Here is a 19,525-nt window from a genome sequence, read left to right on the forward strand (position 1 = left end):
GCAATGTAGAAAAGCCCCCAAATTTTTACCAAAGCTTACCATCAAAAAAAGTAATAACGTAAAAATTTAAAAAAATGAAAACATTTTATTCATTCACCGTATTTTTGGGTTTGAGTTTCTTTATATCTTCTTTCAATACAATTGAAAACAGTAATTTTTCCCATAAAAAGACTTCAAACCACACAACAGTTTTAAACGATACAGATCTCGCAAACGCCGAAAAAGCGAATGACTTCTTTAGGAGATATTCTGATTTAAAGAAATATAAGTCAGATGTAATGTCGTTATACAAAAACAGAACTTTAGGAAGTATTTGGTTTGACGAAGACGAAATCAATGAGTTTGGTTCTGTATTATATGAAAAAGCAAAAAAAACAAATGATTTGGTTATTCCTTATCAAAAAGAAATAGACGAGTTGTTTAATTCGTCTTCAGAAACAAAACTTTCCAAAACGGATGCCGACATGCTTTTAAGTTCTTTGTATGTTTTGTACACCAAAAAAAATAATGCCGACAAGAAAAAACTGCAATATGATGTTTTATTGAAAGATTTCCTGAATTACAGCACTATTGAAGAGTCATCTGCAACTGCCAATCTTGATGCAAAAGTCGAATATGACCAATATTATAAATTGGAAGATGTTTTGAAAAAATACAAAAAATTAGATCGTTCAAACAAATGGAAACCAATTGTTCCTGCAGAATCTCCTTATAAAGATTTGCGCCCAGATGCAGTTTCAAGTACTATTTCGCAAGTTAGAACTCGTTTATATTTATTAGGAGATTTAAAACAAGATTCTAAAAGCGATGTTTACGACCGTGAATTAATGGATGCTGTAATGAAATACAAAGTCCGTAACGGATTCAAACCGAACTATATTCTTGCAGAAGAACATATTAAAGAAATGAATATTCCGCTTTCTGAGAAAATGGAAACTCTAAAATTGAATATGGAAAGATGCCGTGCCATTGCGGCTCAAATTGCGGCAAGCGATGAATATGTTCTGGTAAATGTGCCTTCATACGAAATGGTTTATGTTAAAAACGGAAAAGTAGCATTAACTTCACCTGTATTTGTTGGTGCTCCTTTAACTAAAACAACCATTTTTAACGGCGAAATCGACAGAATAGTTTTCAGCCCATACTGGACAGTTCCACAAAGCATTGTTCAAAACGAATTAAGATCTAAAATTGCATCAGATCCAAATTATTTAGCAGAGAAAAATATGGAAATGGTAAACGGTCAAGTAAGACAAAAACCAGGCCCTGATAATTCTTTAGGTTTGGTGAAATTTATGTTCCCAAACTCTGATGATATTTACATGCACGATACACCATCTAAGACATTATTTGATTTTGAAAAAAGAACATTCAGCCACGGTTGTATTAATGTCAAAATGGCGAAAGAATTAGCAGTTGCAATGTTACAAGATTATCCAGAATGGACGCAGGCAAAAATTGACAAAGCTATGGCTGGTAAAGTAGAAAACAGTTTCAAATTGTCTAAAAAAGTTCCAATTTACATTACCTATTTCACTTCATTAGTAAACGACAATGGAGAAATTGGTTTCTTTCAAGATGTATACGAAAAAGATAAAGAATTAAGTAGCGAAAGCGCTGTTGCAGCTCAATAATATAATTCTATTCAATTTTAGTGAGAATTTATCAATATTAGATAAGTTCTCACTTTTTTATCTAATTTATTTACTCAAAAACAAACTTAAAATACTATTAATAAACCTTTTACAAGTACAATTTATTTCTAAAACTTACGATTTTTGTATTTAAATCAACACTCTTATTTTGTAATATTTAAAACCTACATTATTATGAAGACAAATAATATCGAAGGCCTAACAATGTTTGAAATAAACGTCTTAATTCAGCAGGGAGGAAGGTTTATTGTCTTTCCCTTCATCTATTCGAAAATGGTCAAACGAATTAAGAAATCTAATATTTATTTTATCCGCCCAAACGAAAGCACTTTCAAATATGCTTTAAGACACTTTTTTATCAACTTATCTACAGGATGGCGCATATTTCCATACGGCCCAATTTATGTTTTAAAATCTCTTTTTTATTTAATAAAAGGAGGTAAAGATTATACCGATACTATTCTAAAAGATTTAAATACAAACAAACCTGTTTACAATCCGCAATCCAGATTATCTTATAAATAAAAAACATCCTCAAAACAGGATTTAGAATTTATAAAAATGATACTATTTAGGAAATAATGTCCTAAAATCACTCTTATACTATACCGCTGGCCTGCTTATCTTTGAGACTTGGAATATTTTGTTAATTCTAACACAAAATGTTGCAGTCTATCATATAAAATTGTGGCTTTATTTTTGAATAAGTAGTATTTTTGAAACTTAAATAAAACCCCAATAATGAAAAAGATTTTACTATTAGCCGTTACATTTTCCCTAACGTCTTGCGCACAGGTACAGCAGACTTTAAATCAATTGCCTCAAATAGCTTCTCAAATTCCGAGTACAGGAACTGTTGATATTGCTTCGGGATTAAAAGAAGCTCTAAATAAAGGAATTACAGAACAAGTTAGCAAATTAACTGCTGTTGACGGGTTTTATAAAAATGAAGCAGTAAAAATATTAATGCCGGAAGAACTGCAAAAAGTAGATGCGACTTTAAGAAAAGTAGGCTTAAGTTCGCTTGCCGATGAAGGAATTAAAATGTTGAACCGTGCTGCAGAAGATGCTGTTAAAGAAGCTACACCAATCTTTGTTACGGCAGTTAAAAACATGAGTTTTACAGATGCTAAAAACATTCTTTTAGGAAACGACAGTGCGGCAACAAGTTATTTGCAGGGAAGTACCACAACAGCTTTGTATGGTAAATTTAATCCTGTAATTAAAAGTTCTTTTGAAAAAGTGGGAGCTGATGTTGTTTGGAAAAATATTATTACGAAATACAATACTATTCCATTAGTTAAAAAAGTAAATCCAGATTTGACTGATTATACAACCAATCAAGCCTTATCTGGTGTTTTTAAAATGATTGCTGTTGAAGAAAAAGAAATAAGAAATAATATTTCTGCAAGAACAACGCCTTTGTTACAAAAGGTTTTTGCTATGCAGGATGGGAAATAGTTTTTTCCTAAAGGTTCAAAGAGACAGAGTGAAAAAGGTTCAAAGCGATCTTTGAAACTTTGAACCTCTTTGCAACTTTGTCACTAACCAAAATAAACCAAAATGCAAAAAATAACCATTTTAATTCACTGTAAAGACCAAAAAAACATTATCGCTTCTGTAACTACATTCATTGCTCAGGTAGGCGGAAACATTACTTACATTGACCAGCATGTTGATGTGGAACAGAATGTTTTTTTTATGCGATTGGAATGTGAATTTGCGAATTCTGAAATAACAATTGAAAGTTTTAAAGAAGATTTTGACCAAACTCTAGCCTCTAAATTTGATATGTCCTGGGATTTGTACAGTCAGGAACAAAAACCTAAAATGGCTTTATTTGTTTCTAAATACGATCACTGTCTTTTTGACATTTTAGGGCGTTACAGCGCAGATGAATTAAATATCGAAATTCCGGTAATTATTAGCAATCATAATGATTTAAGATCAATTGCAGAACGTTTTGATATTCCGTTTCATGTTGTTCCTTTTACTAAAGACAGCAAAGAAGAAGGCGAAGCAAAACAAATTGAGCTATTAAAAAGATACGAGATCGATTTTATTGTTTTAGCACGCTATATGCAGATCATTACACCAAAATTGATTTCGCTTTACGAAAATAGAATTATCAATATCCACCATTCTTTCTTGCCTGCTTTTCCAGGAGCGAAACCGTATCATTCGGCTTTTAAACGCGGTGTAAAAATCATTGGTGCAACAAGTCATTATGTAACCGAAGAATTAGACGAAGGCCCAATTATCGAACAGGATATTGCGAGAGTTTCACATATCCACTCCGTAGAAGATTTTATCATGAAAGGACGTGATTTGGAACGTATTGTTTTAGCAAGGGCAATAAAATTGCATGCTGAGAGAAAGACAATGGTTTATAGTAATAAGACAGTGGTTTTTTCTTAAGTCGCTAAGACTCTAAGATGCTGATATACTAAGTTTTTCTTTACATAAAAGAACTTCGACTTCGTTCAGTCTGACAACTATAATGTAAAAACAAACAAACCCGACAGGTATTTTAAAACCTGTCGGGTTTGCTTTATAACAACTCTAAAACAGTTACTTAGAATCTCAGAAACTTAGGATCTTAGAGTTTTATCTAACCACAATCGCTAATCTTGGATCATCAAAGGCATCTACTTCCGCCATAGTCATTCCTAAAGCGTTTGCTACGCCTTCTCCGTACGCAGGATCGGCTTTAAAGCAATTTCGGATATGACGAACCTGAATAAATTTCTGAGCACCGCCAACTTGTGCTGCCGTATTTTTAAACAATAATTGCTTTTTCTCAGGAGTTAACAAATTGAATAATAATCCCGGCTGTGTGAAATAATCCTGATCATCATCTCTAAAATTATGCGCCCAAGCATCACCATGCAATTTTAATGGCGGCTCTTTAAACTCTGGCTGTTCCTGCATTTCACCAAAACTGTTGGGTTCGTAATGTTTCTTAGATCCGTTATTTCCGTCGACACGCATTGCGCCATCTCTGTGGAAAGTATTATACGGGCATCTTGAAGCATTTACAGGAATCTGAAAATTATTTACTCCCAAGCGATATCGGTGTGCATCTCCGTAAGAGAATAAACGTGCCTGAAGCATTTTATCTGGTGAAAAACTAATTCCTGGAACCACATGCGCTGGATTAAATGCTGCCTGCTCTACTTCCGCGAAATAGTTTTCTGGATTTTTATTTAATTCAAATTCTCCCACTGGAATCAATGGAAAATCTTTTTTCAACCAAACTTTCGTTAAATCAAAAGGATGAAAACGATAATTTTCTGCTTGTTCTTCTGTCATAATCTGTACAAACATTTTCCATTTCGGGAAATTTCCTTCTTCAATCGCATCAAATAAATCTCTTTGGTGGCTTTCGCGGTCTCCTCCAACTAGTTTTGCTGCTTCTTCATCAGAAAGATTATCAATTCCTTGTTGTGTTACAAAATGAAATTTTACATAGTGTCTCTCATTTTGTCTGTTTATAAAACTAAAAGTATGGCTTCCAAATCCATGCATTTGTCTATATGATCTTGGAATTCCTCTATCACTCATTACAATAGTAACCTGATGTAAAGCTTCAGGCAATAATGTCCAAAAGTCCCAATTGTTATCAGCGCTTCTTAAATTGGTCTTTGGATCACGTTTTACAGCATGGTTCAGATCTGGAAATTTCATTGGATCGCGAAAAAAGAATACAGGAGTATTGTTTCCTACCAAATCCCAGTTTCCTTCGTTGGTATAAAACTTCAAAGCAAAACCTCGTATATCCCTTTCTGCATCTGCAGCACCTCTTTCTCCCGCTACTGTTGAAAATCTAGCAAACATTTCAGTCTTCTTTCCTATTTCAGAAAAGATATCGGCTCTGGTATATTTTGTAATATCGTGAGTAACAGTAAAAGTTCCGTACGCACCAGATCCTTTGGCATGCATTCTTCTTTCTGGAATTACTTCCCGATCAAAATGCGCCATCTTTTCTAGAAACCAAAAATCTTGTAATAGAACAGGGCCACGAGGACCGGCAGTCTGAATGTTTTGATTGTCTGGAACGGGAGTTCCTGTGGCAGTTGTTAATTTTTTGTCTGATTCCATGATACTGATTTTTAATGTTTTACCAAATATACAAACTTATCTTTAGCATATTCATAAACAAAATTGATTGGCATTATATTTTAATAGTCAAAAGTTATTTAACGCTGCAAAAAGCTTAAAAGCAGGTATTTAAAAATCTTAACGTATGTCCAACAAAGTAATAACAAAACCTTAACAGCATTAAATCGATTTATGTCTGACCTTTGTAATGTAATAAACTGGTTATTTATTATTTTGGTTTTGGTTAGTTAAATGATGCCGGCGTCTTCGAGATGCCGGCATTCTTTTTTATATTAAATTCCAATAAAAAAAATCCAAATTCCAATTTAAACAGGTTTGGAATTTGGATTTTGAAAATATTGGAATTTTAAATCTAGACATTAACTTATATTCAACAAAGTAATAACAAGATCTTAACAGCTTTACATTGATTTATGTCGGATCTTTGTAATGTAATAAACTGGTTATTTATTATTTTGGTTTTGGTTAGTTAAATAATGCCGGCGTCTTCGAGATGCCGGCATTTTTTTTGCATTAATTTGTTTCTTTTGTTTTAGGTTTCAGATTTCAGGTTGCAATAATGATCCGCTTACTTTAAAATGCTTAAAACAATCATTTTATCAATCAACTCATAAATAAAAGACTACATACAAAACTTACAAAAATTGGCTTTTTTTTAACAGCAAGTCTTCCACCCATTCTTAGTATTTCAGACTCCTATTTAAAGATTACATTTTGCAATAAATAGTCTTAATACTAAAAAAACTTATCATGAAATTATTATCTATCTTCCTTTTTCTATCTCTTTTTTTTAAACTCATTTTTCTGGAAAATAATACCGCTCAAGAAAATAAAAAAGGCGTCTATGTTATAGGTCATATCTCTAGAGGATATGGAGAAGGTAGTAAATCTTTTGAATTTCCAAAAGACAGTATTTTTGTTGATCAAGAATTAGTTATTGAAAAAGTATTAAGATTAGATTATTATGATTTCTTTGGTATTACTGATCTTAGAGAATCTTTAGACCGTTATTATGTTATAGATTTAAAAAATGAAGCATACAAAGATATAGGCAAGAATCTGAACCAAAAGATTGCAGATATTCCATGGAAAAATCAAGACACTACAAAAGTAGGAATTGATTTTTTTAAAGAATTCGAAAATAATGATATATATAAAATCAAAGACACTCTTTATGAAGGGAAAAAAGTAAAAAAAATTGAATATACAACGAACACTCAAAAAACCTATGAGATATTTTTACAACAAAATTTAGCCAAAGTTGCAGACCATGTTCTTTTTAAAGGTATTGAGGATAAATTTAAAGGAGAACTTCTAAAAATGATAGTCACTTACCCAGACAAACAAGGAACCGCTACTTATACAAAGAAGTTCATACCTCTAAAAAATCATGAAATTTTACAGGCAATGAACAAACTTAAATAGGAGTAAAATTGAAGTTAATTCTTCAATCTTTCATGGAGTAATTTGAAATAAGAGAAAGCCTTTAGTAATCGGCTTCCATGCCAAGAGAACATTTCGCCGTCGACGAAGATGGTTTTGGCGTGATGCGTAAATCTTCCTATTTCAAAAGCGTCTTCTTCTTTAAACGGATAAGGTTCTGATGAAAGGAAAACAATATCGGGATCGCCTTCCAATCGCATTTTCTTTAATTCGATTTCGGGATAACGGCCTTTGTCTTCGTAGATATTTTTAAAATGGTTTAGTATTAATAATTCATTTATATAGGTATCTTTTCCAGCAACCATATAGGGATCTTTCCAGATAAAATAAGCGGCTTTCTTTTCCTTAATCTCTTTTATATAATTTTTGAAATCGCTTAAAGCGAAAGTCAATTTGTTGTTCCACTTTTGCGCTTCAGTTCTGCAATTGAATAATTGTCCGAAATCTGAAATCATTTGAAAATTATCTTCAATTGAAACAATATTCGTAACCCAGACTGGACAAATTTCATTTAACTGGTTTACGATTTCTTCAGTGTTTTCTTCTTTATTACAAATAATAATATCCGGTTCGAGAAGTTTAATTTTTTCAAAATGAATCTTCTTAGTGCCGCCAACAATCTTTTTAGTAGATTTAAAATGAAACGGATGAACACAGAATTTCGTGATTCCGATGATTTTATCTTCTAAACCTAAATCATACAATAATTCTGTTTGAGATGGAACTAGCGAAATAATACGTTTTGGAGTTGTTTCGAAAGAATGAATTGTTCCAAGTTGGTCAGTTAATTGTTTCATTTTATTTAGTTGCAGTTTTCAGTTTTCAGTCGCAGTCTCGGTGTAAACTGTGACTGAAAACTGAGACTGAAAAATTTTATTTATTAGCAATAATCCCTTCCATTTCTTTCTGCACTTTCAAAGCCTCTTCTCTCGCCTTTTCAGCAAAATCAGTTCCTTTAGAAGCGTAGATAATTGCTCTTGCAGAATTTACTAAAAGACCTACTTTATCATTCATTCCGTATTTACACACTTCAGACAAACTGCCGCCTTGAGCACCAATTCCTGGAACTAATAAGAAACTATCCGGAACAATTTTTCTGATTTCTGTAAAATATTCTGCTTTAGTTGCGCCTACGACATACATAAGGTTTTCGCTGTTTTTCCAAGTTTTAGACGTTTCCAAAACCTGTTTGTACAATTCTTTTCCGTTTGTATTTAAAGTCTGAAAATCGAAAGCACCTTCGTTTGAAGTCAGAGCCAGCATAATGGTATGTTTGTTTTCGAAAGCCAAAAACGGTTCAACAGAATCTTTCCCCATGTAAGGAGCAACTGTTACACTATCAAAATTCAAATCTTCAAAAAATGCTTTGGCATACATGCTTGAAGTATTGCCAATATCACCACGTTTTGCGTCTGCAATTGTAAAAATATCAGGGTAATTTTCGTTGATATAATTGATTGTTTTCTGCAAAGACATCCATCCTTTTATTCCGTATGCTTCAAAAAATGCTGTATTCGGTTTGTAACCAACTGTTAAATCGTGAGTAGCATCGATTATCGCTTTATTAAATTCAAAAATTGGATCTTCTGTTTCTAATAAATGTTGTGGCATCTTAGAAAGATCAGGATCTAATCCTACGCATAAAAATGATTTTTTTTGAAGAATTTGTTCGTGTAGTTGTTGTGTTGTCATATTGTGTTTTTGCTTGTGCGGCAAAATTACAAATTATAATCGTTTATGGTTAATGGTTGATGGTTAATTGTTGGTGGTTTCAGGTTTCTTGCAAACCCGACAGGTTTTGAAAACCTGTCGGGTTTAATTCAGTTTTATCTTCAAGTTGTCAGGCTGAACGGAGTCGAAGCCCCTTACGTACTCTTTTTGCCCTTCGAATTCGATCTGGGCAACATCAATAATTTACTCAAAACATATCAATAACATTGAATTTCTGTAACTTCTGCAAAAAATTGTGTAAGAAAAAATTGAATCTGAAAGGTATCTTTGAAAGAAACCTTTAATACAGACAATTATGAGCCCAAATATTGGAATTACACCAAAAAATCTAAAAAAGAGCGCTGCAATATTAGCCACGATTTTATCTAACGAAATGACTTTATATGTAAAAACCAGAAAATTTCATTGGAACATTTCAGGAAATAGTTTTATGGAATTACATAAGCTGTTTGAAGAACAATATAGAATTCTTGAGGCTCAAATCGATGAAGTAGCTGAAAGAATTAATCAATTGGGCGAGAAAACAATTGGCACAATGAAAGAGTTTATCGAAAATTCTACTCTTAAAGAATCTCCAAAAGAATACGCTTCACAAAAACATATGTTATCTGAGCTTTTAGAAAACCACGAACAACTGGTAACAGAGTTTAGAGGTTATATTCCTGTCTTTGAAAATGAAACCAATGACGCGGGGTCTGCCGATTTTGTTACGGGACTACTTCAAGAACACGAAAAAATGGCTTGGATTTTACGAAGATATCAAGTTTAAATGACAAAGTAATGTCAATATAAATTGCTAATTTCATCCTTAATTTTTAATGAAAATGAAAATTATGCAACAGTCTAAAAAAGTAATGTAACAAAAAACCGATTGATAATTTGCAATTTTACATTATTAATAACGACAAACAAAAAACATCATGAATACTACTGAAATAAAAGGAAACTGGAATGAGTTAAAAGGAAAGTTAAAGCAAAAATATGCCGAACTAACAGATGATGATTTGATGTTTGCTGAAGGAAAAGAAGACGAAATGTATGGAAGACTTCAGCAAAAATTGGGGAAAACTAAAGAAGAATTCCACAAAATCCTGTCAGATTTGTAAATCCTTACAACTCAACCGGGAAAATACCGTCTAGTAAAAATATTAGGCGGTATTTTTTTGATAATTTTATTTTAAAATGCATTTAACTTGTAATTCTAAGCTTTTTTTAAGCAAAAACACCAAATAAAATAAGTATCTTTAACCAAATTTCTATAAAATGAAACTATTTATAAAGTTCGACATTAACACAATCTGTTCTCTTTATTTAAGACAAAACCTAGAGGAAAATAACGTAAATTTTACTACTCTGGGGTTTGGAGAAATTGAGATTGATGATAATATGGATGCCGAAGCTCTTGAGAATTTAAAAAGGAATTTAGCTCCTCACGGCTTTGAAGTAGTTGAAAATCAAAAAAGTGTGCTCGTTCAAAAAATAAAGGATGCAATTATTGAACTTGTTTTTATGGACGACAGCAACAATTACAAAAGCTCTGTGTTTTTGGCCGAAAAGCTAAACCACAGCTACGGATATTTATCTAATGTTTTCTCAGAAGTAACCTATTCTTCTATTGAAAACTTTATTATTTTACAGAAAATTGAAAGAGCAAAACAATTGATTATTATCAATGAAATGAGTTTAACCGAAATTGCTTTTTTACTGAATTACTCAAGTGTTGCCCATTTGAGTACACAGTTTAAAAACACAACTGGAATAACTCCCTCTGCTTTTCAGAGAATTATTAAGAAACGAAGAGAAAATTTAAAATAAAAACCCAAATACCGCGATCAAATGCAAAAAAACGCATTACACATTTTATTAGCCGATGATGATGAAGATGACCGTCTTTTCTTTAAAGATGCTTTTGAAGAAATCAAAATACAGACAAATGTAAATTTTGTTCATGACGGAATGCAGCTGATGGATCATTTAATGAACACAGATAATAAACTTCCCGATATTTTGTTTCTAGATTTGAACATGCCTAAAAAAACAGGTAAAGAATGTTTAATTGAAATCAAGAAAACAGAGCATTTAAAAGATATAATCATTGCAATCTACTCTACCTCTTCATCTGAAGAAGATATTGAAGATACCTTTATTCAAGGAGCTAATATCTATATCAAAAAACCAAGCGATTTTAACACGCTTAAAAAAATAATTAATGAGGTCGTGACCGTAAACTGGCATTATCACACTTCTGGACTTAACCGTGATAATTTCTTGCTGCGACTAAAATAAGCACAAATAAATGAAGTGGATACCAAATTTTAATTCTTCAAACTCTTTGAGAGTTATTTTTGTAATCGCAGTTTTCATTCTGTTATTTCTTTCTTCAATTGCTTACAAGCATAACCAGGACTTGAACGAATCAAGTAAAGTGGTTATGCATACTTACGAAATAAACATCCAGCTCGAACGATTAATGTCGGCGATTAAAGATGCAGAAACGGGCCAGCGGGGCTATATCATAACTCGCAATGCCCGTTTTCTTACACCTTATATTTATTCGAGAGATAAGGTAAATACTTCTTTTATTACTTTAAAAAAACTAACTGCTGACAATCCGCAGCAACAGGAAAATCTTCAAAAGTTATTCAAACTTATCACTCAGCGTTTTGTGTCTTTTGAAAACTGTTTAAAATACAGCGATCCTAAAACTTACGACAAAAGAAAACTCGACAATCATATGTTTGGCGGGAGAATATTGATGGAAAACATTCGCTTTAAAGTGGATGAAATGAATGATATAGAAAAGACTTTTCTAAAAACAAGACTCAAGATATACGATTCAGAAATCTCTTTAAGTCCGCTTTTTTCGATTTCGTTATTCTTGGTTGCATTATGTTTTATTTTGTTAGCCTATAGACAAATCAGCCGTGATTTTGAACGCTTAAAAGTGTTTAATAAAAGACTTTTAATTTCCAGCGGTTTAATTGCCGAATCGGAAAGTATTGGAAATTTCAGCACCTGGCAATGGGATTTGGATGCCGATAAAATTGATTATTCAGACAATCAATACCGTCTTTTAGGACATGAACCAAATTCTTTTGTTCCCAATAAAGCAACTCTTTTAAAATTTGTTCATCCTGACGATAAAGAAACATTTGCTAAATATATGGATGGAATTGTGGAGAAAAAACAACTTACGTTTGTTTATTATAAGATTGTCCGTCCAAATTATGAAGTCCGTTACTTTAAAACAACTGCTAAAATCGTAACCGATCAGCAAGGAAGTAAAATTTTACTTGGAATTAATTTTGATATTACAGACGAACATTTATTAAACATTGAACTTCAAGAACGCAATAAAGAGCTAGAAAAAAGCAATAAAGAACTGGCTTCCTTCAATCATGTTGCAAGTCACGATTTACAGGAACCACTTAGAAAAATCCAGACTTTTATTTCAAGAGTTTCGGATGCTGATAAAGCAGTAATGTCTGATAGTGCTAAAAACTATATCTCTAAAATCGAAAGCTCAGCAAAAAGAATGCGTGTTTTAATTGATGATCTTCTTTTATTTTCAAGAACAAATACCACTAAAAAAGAGTTCATCAAAATCAACCTGAACGAACTTTTGGATAACGCAGAATCTGAATTGGCAGAAATTATTGAAGAAAAAAGAGCGGTGATCAAAACCAATAAACTTCCTAAGCTTTCAGTAATCCCTTATCAGATCGAACAGCTGTTTATTAATTTAATTGGAAATTCATTAAAATACAGTCAGCCAGAAATAGAACCTGAAATATCAATTATAAGCGAAAAAGTAAATTCATCAGATTATCCAGAAATATTGGAACAATCGGTAAAGAAATTTCATAAAATCACTTTCACAGATAATGGAATGGGATTTGATCCTCAGTTTAAAGAAACTATTTTTATTCTTTTTCAAAGACTGCATTCTAAAACAGATTACCCAGGAACCGGAATTGGGCTAGCGATTTGTAAAAAAATTGTCGAAAATCACAAAGGCCATATTATTGCCGATAGTACACTTGGAAAGGGTTCAGAATTCACTGTTTTTCTTCCAGATTAAAAACTGAAAAAACACAACGCATAAAAACTAAATGAGATTTTATATAATTGTAAGAAAAAAAATCTCCTCTTCTAATAAAACATTAAAAAGAAATCATAGAAAAATCTATGGTTTCTTTTTTTTTCACTTCAATCAAATACGAATCAAACCCCTGATTTATAAAGGATAAAAGACTAATATAATTTCATTATGGGAATTATATAACGTTTCGTTTTTATGCTGTAAAGCAAAATCTTTCATTCGTTAGCATCTTTGTAATGTAATACTTGAAGAAATAAATAATGAAAGCAATTCCCCCGTTAGAAGCTGTTTTTTTTAAAGGTTTTTTCTTACTGGTAATGCTATTTTGCATAACCTCATGCAAACATAACGATCCAATAGAAACTTCTTTTTTAAAAAATGAGGTCTTTGCAAAAAATGAAAGAGAAGAAACAGAAGCTTTCTTTTTTATTTCAACGGCGAATGTGAGTAAACTAGTTATTTCTAAAAGTCAAATTGCACAACAAAAAAGTTCAGACATCATTATTCGGGAATTGGCCAAAAGAACTGAAATTCAGCAAAACCAATTACTAGAAGAAATAAGCAAAATGGCCACTTTAAAGCTCATTGTCATTACTGAAGTAAACGCCACGCATAAAAGAGACCTGTACAACCTCATTGATGCAAAAGGTAAAGAGTTTAATGATCTCTATTTAGATTCAATGAAAGATGCTTTATGTGACCAGATTGAATTATTTGAAGCTATTTCTAGAGAAACAAATGACAAAAAAACTCTGGAATTAGTTTTAAGATTTCTGCCTGAACAATACAAACTTTTACGGGAAACCGAAAGAATAAGAAAACAAAATGAATAAACGCCTATTATCAATCTATTAACTAAATTTTTTACTATGAAATTACAAGCCAATTTTTTATGCGCCTTAACACTTTTTTTAGCAGCAACATTTGGAACGCTGCACGCTCAGGACAATAATGTAAATACCGAGTTCGGTGTAAAAGGGGGATTCAATATGTCGAATTTAACCAAAGATGACAATGTTGATGATAACAATATTTTATACGGTTTTAATGCCGGACTATACGCTACGCTTCCAATTTCAGATTTCGTAGCTATTCAGCCAGAGATTTTGTTTACAACAAAAGGTACTGAATACGAATACAATAACGCTTTTGGAAGTGGGAACACAAAATTCAGATTAAACTATATCGAAGTTCCTTTGTTAGTGAGAGTAAATGTGACTAAAAACTTTAACATACATGCCGGTGGATACGCCTCTTATCTGGTAAGTTCTAAAGTTACTGGAAGCGGTTCTATAGATTTTGACGAAGACATTGATACAGACGATCTAGCTAAATTCGATGCAGGTGTTTCTGCAGGTATTGGAGTTGATTTTAATCCAATCAGCATTGGTTTACGATACAATTACGGTTTAACAACTGTTGGAAAAGAAAGAACGGTTGCTGGTACAACTTACACATTTCCAGATGCTAAAAACAGTAATTTGACTTTATACCTTTCGTATAAGTTAAATTAAGAAAGAAAATTAATTATTAACCACTAAAATAAAAACCATGTCTAACTTATTATATACAATCGCAGTGATTCTGGTTATACTTTGGGCTTTAGGGTTCTTTGTTTACAGTTTCGGAAGCATTATCCACATACTGTTAGTAATTGCCATTATTGCAGTACTTCTTAGACTTATTAAAGGTCGAGAAATTTAAAACTTTAAATCAACAAATTATAAATATTAATCCAATTTAAAATTAATTATTATGAAAACTAGCACAACAATTTTAGGAATTTTAGGAGCCGCAGCGGCGGGAGCAGCAATAGGTGTTTTATTTGCACCAGACAAAGGATCAAACACAAGAAAAAAAATCAAAGATAAATCGAAAGATTACGGAGATAACATTAAAACAAAATTTGATGGTATTGTTAGTACAATTAAATCAAACGGTAAAGAAATTATCGAAGATGGAAAATCTAAACTAGCTCAAGTAAAAGATGACTTTAACACGTTAAAAGACGATGCTAAAGCAGTAAAATCAAATTACTAAAAAGCTAATCAATTAGAATTTTTCAAACCATAAAACCCTATATCATGGAACCAAATGCAACAACAAACGAGAATCTTAATCTTTATGAAAAAGCTGAAAACTATGCTAAAACAAGTTTAGAATTACTAAAACTAAAAACAGTATGTTCAGTTGCTGACGGTGTGTCATCGTTGGCATCAAAGATAGCAATCGGGATTGTTGTTGCATTTTTTACCTTGTTTTTAAATATTGGGATCAGCTTATGGATTGGTAAAGAACTTGGAGAATATTACTATGGTTTTTTTGTAATGGCATTGTTCTATTTGATCGTTGTTATTGTTGTGGTAAAATCACACCATAAAATCATAAAAACACCAATTGGTAATACGATTATTTCAAGTATTCTGAAAGAAACTAAAAAGTAAGATTTAATTATTAATACAAAAAACTAACCTATGGAGGCTATTATCAATATTGATCAATTAAATCAAAAAATTAAAGAATTAGAAGTTCGTCAAGATACAGAATGGTGCGCTATAAAAGATCATATCGATGATTTGAAAGAGAATTTAAAGCCAATCAATTTAATTCGAAATACTGTTGAGGAAATTAATGAAACGGTAGGTTTTAAAAGTCATTTAGCACAATCTGCCATTAGTATCGGAATTGGTTATCTAGCAAAAAGATTCATAGTCGGAAAAGGCGATTCTATGTTCAAGGGAGTTTTAGGCTCAATTGTACAGCTTATTGTAACCAATCTGGTTTCTAAACCGCAAAACGAAACTTCGAATGAAACTTCTGAAGAAGAAGAATCATCACACTATTAAACATCTCAAGAGTAATTTGTCAAACTAAATTTATGTATTATGGAAAAGTTAAGCGAAATAGTATTAAAAAATGGTGTATACGTTTACTCGAACCTATATAAATGTTTTGAATACACAAGAGTATTTTTAGGTGTCTAACTTTCATTATACGCTTTTGGGGGAAGCGGTTAATGAAGACCAGAACTTCATATATATTTACAAAAAAGGCCAAATATACTTTGAGTATAATTGGCCTTTTTTTTTAGGTACAAAGTAACAGAGGCTGAAAGGGACATAGGTCCAAAAACTTTACAACTTTGTACCTTTGTTACTTTGTCACTTTGCACCTCTAATTATAATTCTGATAAATCGGTAATTTCAAACCAACGTACACATTTGCACCTTTGGAGTTGTTTGAAAACAAATTAGAAATCAAAGTTCCAGAACCGATAAAAATTGGACCAGCTCTAAAACCAGTTCCTATTTGAGTGCCACTATATTCCATATACGTTACTGGGAGATAAAAACTAAACTGTCTTGTTTCGTATCTTGGTGTAAATGTAACCGAATTAGCAATTGTAGTTCCGTTAACTTTATTCGCATCTACTAAACTGAAATCACCGCTCAGATTCAAGTAAAATCTATTGTCGATATTCCAGTCAAAATTAGTGTGCAACGCTGTTGGAAGATTGGCTTTAACCGCTTTTCTTGATGATGTTTTAGTATAATTTTGATCAAAAAACTCGAAAATGTCCTCTGCATCATCAATATCCTGTTGTGTTACTCTTCCGTTTAAGTTATACGTGTTCTCTGTAATGTTATTATAGTTTAGACTTCCAATATCCGTTACCGAAGCTGCTACTTTAAACTTATAACGGTTTCCAATACAAGTATGGCAATTTGTACGGTATTCATAAGTAAAACCTAAATCTACTCCTACTCCAGCAGATGACGGATCGAACTTCATCTTTTCTCCGTTTTCGTAATCATAACTTGCTGCAGTTCTTAAAGTTCCTGTCGAATAATATTCGCTCAACGCCGGATTTGCATTATTTTTATTAAAAGCGATGCTAATGTCATTTCCGTTAATATAACCGTTTGCACCTGCCATTAAATACTTTAAAGTGATTCCACCTTTTACAAAATGTTCGTCGCGGTCTAATAAAACGGTTCCGTAAGAAGCACCGATTTCTGCCCACGAATTCGTAACTCCGTTTGGATTGCCGCCTGAAATCATAAAACTGTTAGAAGCGTCAATATCTTTATTGACCTCATCGATTAATTCTCCGTTTACATTCACCATATTGGTAATGCTTCGCACGCGCGAAAAAAGCGCAATACTATGCACAGGCGTAATATTAAGCGTAAACGACGGTCCTAGGATATCTAGGTTTAGGTTTCCTCTGTTATTGCTTTTGAAGTTTTTGCTCGCATCTACATCCAGATCATAATCTCCATCTAAAGCGTCTAAAACGTTTATTCCGTACAAATCATTTTGACCTGTTCCGCTCATAGAAAAAATCGTAACATCCGATCTGTACTTAGAATCAACAACTGCCGACGGATTAAATAAAACTCCTTGAATTCCAGCATAATTGTCGTCCCGAAAACCAAAATAAGATTGCGATCGCGCATAAAAAAAGCTTCCAAAGAAGCAAAATAATAGTAAAGTTTTCTTCATAATTAGATTTTAAGGTTGGTTGGTTTACAAATATGAAACAAAAAATGTTAAAAAAAAACTCCTCGAATCTGACGATTCGTGAAGTTTTTTTTTAGGTACTGAGATGCTAAGACACTAAGAGACTAAGTTTTACTAAAAGTTCTTATAAATCTTACTGCTTAAATACTTGCTGTAGTATTGCCCTTAATTTAAAGCTGAAAAAAATCGGCAATATTGATTTTTAAGGATGTTAAACTTTACATTAATTTCTTGAAAAAATAACTTTTTTAGAGAGGTTCAAAGGAACAGAGTTACAAAGAGACAAAGGTTACTCCTTGTTTGTCATCTTGACGAAGGAAAGATCACACTAGAAATTTCACAAAGATTGGCAGTTTTTGTTTCCCGCAGATTGAGCAGATTACCAAAATATATACTCTAATACCACACTTTGCGTTCCAGTGGTTGAAATCACTGGCTATGTTTTTTTATAGATGCTAAGATTCTATCCCGACAGTTATAAGGACTGAGTTTTCCCCCATAAAAAAAGCCGAACAAAAGTTCGGCTTAAATATATATGCTCAAGAGAAAAAACTTAGTCCCTTAGTATCTTAGCATCTCAGAAACTCAGATTAATAAACTTCTGACGCTTCCTTCAATTTCTCCATATTGTTAACCAACTGAAGCTCAGAAACAATTTTTTGGATATCACCATTCATGATGTTTCCTAAATCGTAAAGCGTTAAACCAACACGGTGATCCGTTACACGACCTTGTGCGTAGTTGTACGTACGAATCTTAGCCGAACGGTCTCCAGAACTTACCTGAGAGCTACGTTTTTTAGCATCCTCTTCCTGCTTTTTGGCCAATTCCATTTCGTACAAACGAGAACGTAATACCATCAAAGCTTTATCTTTATTTTTGTGCTGTGATTTCTCATCCTGACATTGTGCTACCAATCCTGTTGGAATGTGCGTTAAACGTACAGCCGATTTCGTAGTATTTACCGACTGTCCACCAGGTCCAGACGAACAGAAGAAATCCACACGAACATCGTTCATGTCTACTTGTACATCAAATTCTTCCGCTTCTGGTAATACCATAACTGTTGCAGCCGATGTATGTACACGTCCTTGAGTTTCAGTCTGTGGTACACGCTGTACACGGTGAACACCAGCTTCAAACTTCAAAGTTCCGTACACATCTTCTCCTGTCACTTCAAAAATAACCTCTTTGAAACCTCCAGAAGTTCCTTCGTTCATATCTACAACAGATGTTCTCCATCCTTGTGTTTCACAGTATTTGGTGTACATTCTGAATAAATCTCCTGCAAAAATACTCGCTTCGTCCCCACCCGTTCCGGCGCGGATTTCCACCATAACGTTTTTCGCATCTTCAGGATCTTTAGGAATCAACATGAATTTGATTTCTTCCTCCAATTCTGGCAGGCGTTCTTTTGCTTCATCCAACTGCATTTTGGCCATTTCCACCATTTCAGCATCACTTCCGTCAGCAATAATTTCGTTTGCTTCGTCGATGTTGGCCAAAACTATGATGTACTCTTCTCTCTTTTCAACAAGCGCTTTAATACCTTTATATTCTTGGTTAAGCTGCTTATAACGTTTTTGATCAGAAATAACATCCGGCTGAATAATCAAATCCGAAATCTCATCAAAACGCTGCTTTACATATTGAAGTCTATCTAACATTTTCTAATTCCTTTTATTGGACGGCAAAATTACAAAATTTTTGTGGAAAATTCTAGTGGTTATTTTTTGAGGGATTTAAGTTGACTGTTTAGTGGAATTATGTTGGTTTTTAGGAGCTTTTTCCTGCTATCTGTTCCAATCTTTTGTGTCTCATTAAAAAAACGAGACACAAAAGAATTTTCGATTCTATCAGGGCTAGGGGGTTTCGTTTTTATAATTACGGATTTCCGTAAAACCATTGGTTTAAAACATTTTACATTTAACAAAACAAAAAAACAGGT

General features: G+C 32.7%; 21 protein-coding genes. 16 read left to right on the forward strand and 5 right to left on the reverse strand.

The window, feature by feature from the left end:
• Positions 1-74 precede the first annotated feature (74 nt).
• The 4 genes from GSY47_RS13755 (at position 75) to purU (ending at position 4,073) form a co-directional block, all read left to right on the forward strand.
• Complete coding sequence (locus tag GSY47_RS13755) at positions 75-1,634, forward strand: L,D-transpeptidase family protein (protein ID WP_179007270.1); 1,560 nt, start codon at positions 75-77, stop codon at positions 1,632-1,634.
• Between the two features lie 195 nt (positions 1,635-1,829).
• Positions 1,830-2,180 (forward strand): hypothetical protein, encoded by a 351-nt coding sequence (locus tag GSY47_RS13760; RefSeq protein ID WP_179007267.1) that lies wholly within the window; start codon positions 1,830-1,832, stop codon positions 2,178-2,180.
• A gap of 216 nt (positions 2,181-2,396) precedes the next feature.
• A complete protein-coding gene (locus tag GSY47_RS13765; protein ID WP_179007264.1) occupies positions 2,397-3,116 on the forward strand; it encodes a DUF4197 domain-containing protein in 720 nt (239 codons plus the stop codon).
• A gap of 102 nt (positions 3,117-3,218) precedes the next feature.
• Positions 3,219-4,073 (forward strand): formyltetrahydrofolate deformylase, encoded by an 855-nt coding sequence (gene purU / locus GSY47_RS13770; RefSeq protein ID WP_179007261.1) that lies wholly within the window; start codon positions 3,219-3,221, stop codon positions 4,071-4,073.
• A 189-nt stretch (positions 4,074-4,262) separates the two neighbouring features.
• Here purU and GSY47_RS13775 read toward each other — a convergent pair whose 3' ends face one another.
• Complete coding sequence (locus tag GSY47_RS13775; RefSeq protein WP_179007258.1) at positions 4,263-5,756, reverse strand: catalase; 1,494 nt, start codon at positions 5,754-5,756, stop codon at positions 4,263-4,265.
• A 771-nt stretch (positions 5,757-6,527) separates the two neighbouring features.
• Between GSY47_RS13775 and GSY47_RS13780 the strand changes: the two genes are divergently transcribed.
• On the forward strand, positions 6,528-7,202 hold the full coding sequence (locus tag GSY47_RS13780; protein ID WP_179007255.1) for a hypothetical protein: 675 nt from the start codon (positions 6,528-6,530) through the stop codon (positions 7,200-7,202).
• Positions 7,203-7,216: 14 nt separating this feature from the next.
• Here the strand turns inward: GSY47_RS13780 and GSY47_RS13785 are convergent, their stop codons facing one another.
• Both GSY47_RS13785 and pyrF read right to left on the reverse strand, forming a co-directional pair.
• On the reverse strand, positions 7,217-8,017 hold the full coding sequence (locus tag GSY47_RS13785) for an ABC transporter substrate-binding protein (RefSeq protein WP_179007252.1): 801 nt from the start codon (positions 8,015-8,017) through the stop codon (positions 7,217-7,219).
• Between the two features lie 76 nt (positions 8,018-8,093).
• Entirely contained in the window at positions 8,094-8,912 is an 819-nt protein-coding gene (gene pyrF, locus GSY47_RS13790; protein ID WP_179007248.1) for an orotidine-5'-phosphate decarboxylase, read from the reverse strand.
• Between the two features lie 334 nt (positions 8,913-9,246).
• Here pyrF and GSY47_RS13795 point away from each other — a divergent pair, with 334 nt between their 5' ends.
• The 11 genes from GSY47_RS13795 to GSY47_RS13845 all read left to right on the forward strand — a co-directional run bounded on the left by GSY47_RS13795 (position 9,247) and on the right by GSY47_RS13845 (position 15,899).
• Positions 9,247-9,720, forward strand: a complete 474-nt coding sequence (locus tag GSY47_RS13795) for a Dps family protein (RefSeq protein WP_179007245.1) — start codon at positions 9,247-9,249, stop codon at positions 9,718-9,720.
• A gap of 151 nt (positions 9,721-9,871) precedes the next feature.
• Positions 9,872-10,057, forward strand: a complete 186-nt coding sequence (locus tag GSY47_RS13800) for a CsbD family protein (protein WP_091491509.1) — start codon at positions 9,872-9,874, stop codon at positions 10,055-10,057.
• A 157-nt stretch (positions 10,058-10,214) separates the two neighbouring features.
• Positions 10,215-10,766, forward strand: coding sequence for a helix-turn-helix domain-containing protein (locus GSY47_RS13805; protein WP_179007242.1), 552 nt, complete (start codon positions 10,215-10,217; stop codon positions 10,764-10,766).
• A gap of 21 nt (positions 10,767-10,787) precedes the next feature.
• A complete protein-coding gene (locus GSY47_RS13810) occupies positions 10,788-11,237 on the forward strand; it encodes a response regulator (protein ID WP_091491512.1) in 450 nt (149 codons plus the stop codon).
• A gap of 10 nt (positions 11,238-11,247) precedes the next feature.
• Complete coding sequence (locus tag GSY47_RS13815; protein ID WP_179007239.1) at positions 11,248-13,032, forward strand: sensor histidine kinase; 1,785 nt, start codon at positions 11,248-11,250, stop codon at positions 13,030-13,032.
• A gap of 281 nt (positions 13,033-13,313) precedes the next feature.
• Positions 13,314-13,886: a DUF4142 domain-containing protein gene (locus tag GSY47_RS13820; RefSeq protein ID WP_179007236.1), complete on the forward strand. Its 573-nt coding sequence runs from the start codon at positions 13,314-13,316 to the stop codon at positions 13,884-13,886.
• 36 nt (positions 13,887-13,922) lie between these two features.
• Positions 13,923-14,567, forward strand: a complete 645-nt coding sequence (locus tag GSY47_RS13825; RefSeq protein ID WP_179007232.1) for a porin family protein — start codon at positions 13,923-13,925, stop codon at positions 14,565-14,567.
• Between the two features lie 37 nt (positions 14,568-14,604).
• Positions 14,605-14,757 (forward strand): lmo0937 family membrane protein, encoded by a 153-nt coding sequence (locus tag GSY47_RS13830; RefSeq protein WP_109192514.1) that lies wholly within the window; start codon positions 14,605-14,607, stop codon positions 14,755-14,757.
• 51 nt (positions 14,758-14,808) lie between these two features.
• Positions 14,809-15,093, forward strand: a complete 285-nt coding sequence (locus tag GSY47_RS13835) for a YtxH domain-containing protein (protein WP_091491518.1) — start codon at positions 14,809-14,811, stop codon at positions 15,091-15,093.
• 44 nt (positions 15,094-15,137) lie between these two features.
• Complete coding sequence (locus tag GSY47_RS13840; RefSeq protein ID WP_179007229.1) at positions 15,138-15,497, forward strand: hypothetical protein; 360 nt, start codon at positions 15,138-15,140, stop codon at positions 15,495-15,497.
• Positions 15,498-15,527: 30 nt separating this feature from the next.
• Positions 15,528-15,899: a hypothetical protein gene (locus GSY47_RS13845; RefSeq protein ID WP_179007226.1), complete on the forward strand. Its 372-nt coding sequence runs from the start codon at positions 15,528-15,530 to the stop codon at positions 15,897-15,899.
• 328 nt (positions 15,900-16,227) lie between these two features.
• On the opposite strand, the gene GSY47_RS13850 is transcribed toward GSY47_RS13845, so the two are convergent.
• On the reverse strand, positions 16,228-17,559 hold the full coding sequence (locus GSY47_RS13850; protein ID WP_179007223.1) for a DUF5723 family protein: 1,332 nt from the start codon (positions 17,557-17,559) through the stop codon (positions 16,228-16,230).
• Between the two features lie 608 nt (positions 17,560-18,167).
• The gene (gene prfA, locus GSY47_RS13855; RefSeq protein ID WP_179007220.1) at positions 18,168-19,244 is read right to left on the reverse strand and encodes a peptide chain release factor 1; all 1,077 of its coding nucleotides are present in this window, start codon (positions 19,242-19,244) and stop codon (positions 18,168-18,170) included.
• Between the last annotated feature and the right edge of the window lie 281 nt (positions 19,245-19,525).

It is taken from the genome of Flavobacterium quisquiliarum (assembly GCF_019308285.1).
GTDB classification, from domain to species: domain Bacteria; phylum Bacteroidota; class Bacteroidia; order Flavobacteriales; family Flavobacteriaceae; genus Flavobacterium; species Flavobacterium quisquiliarum.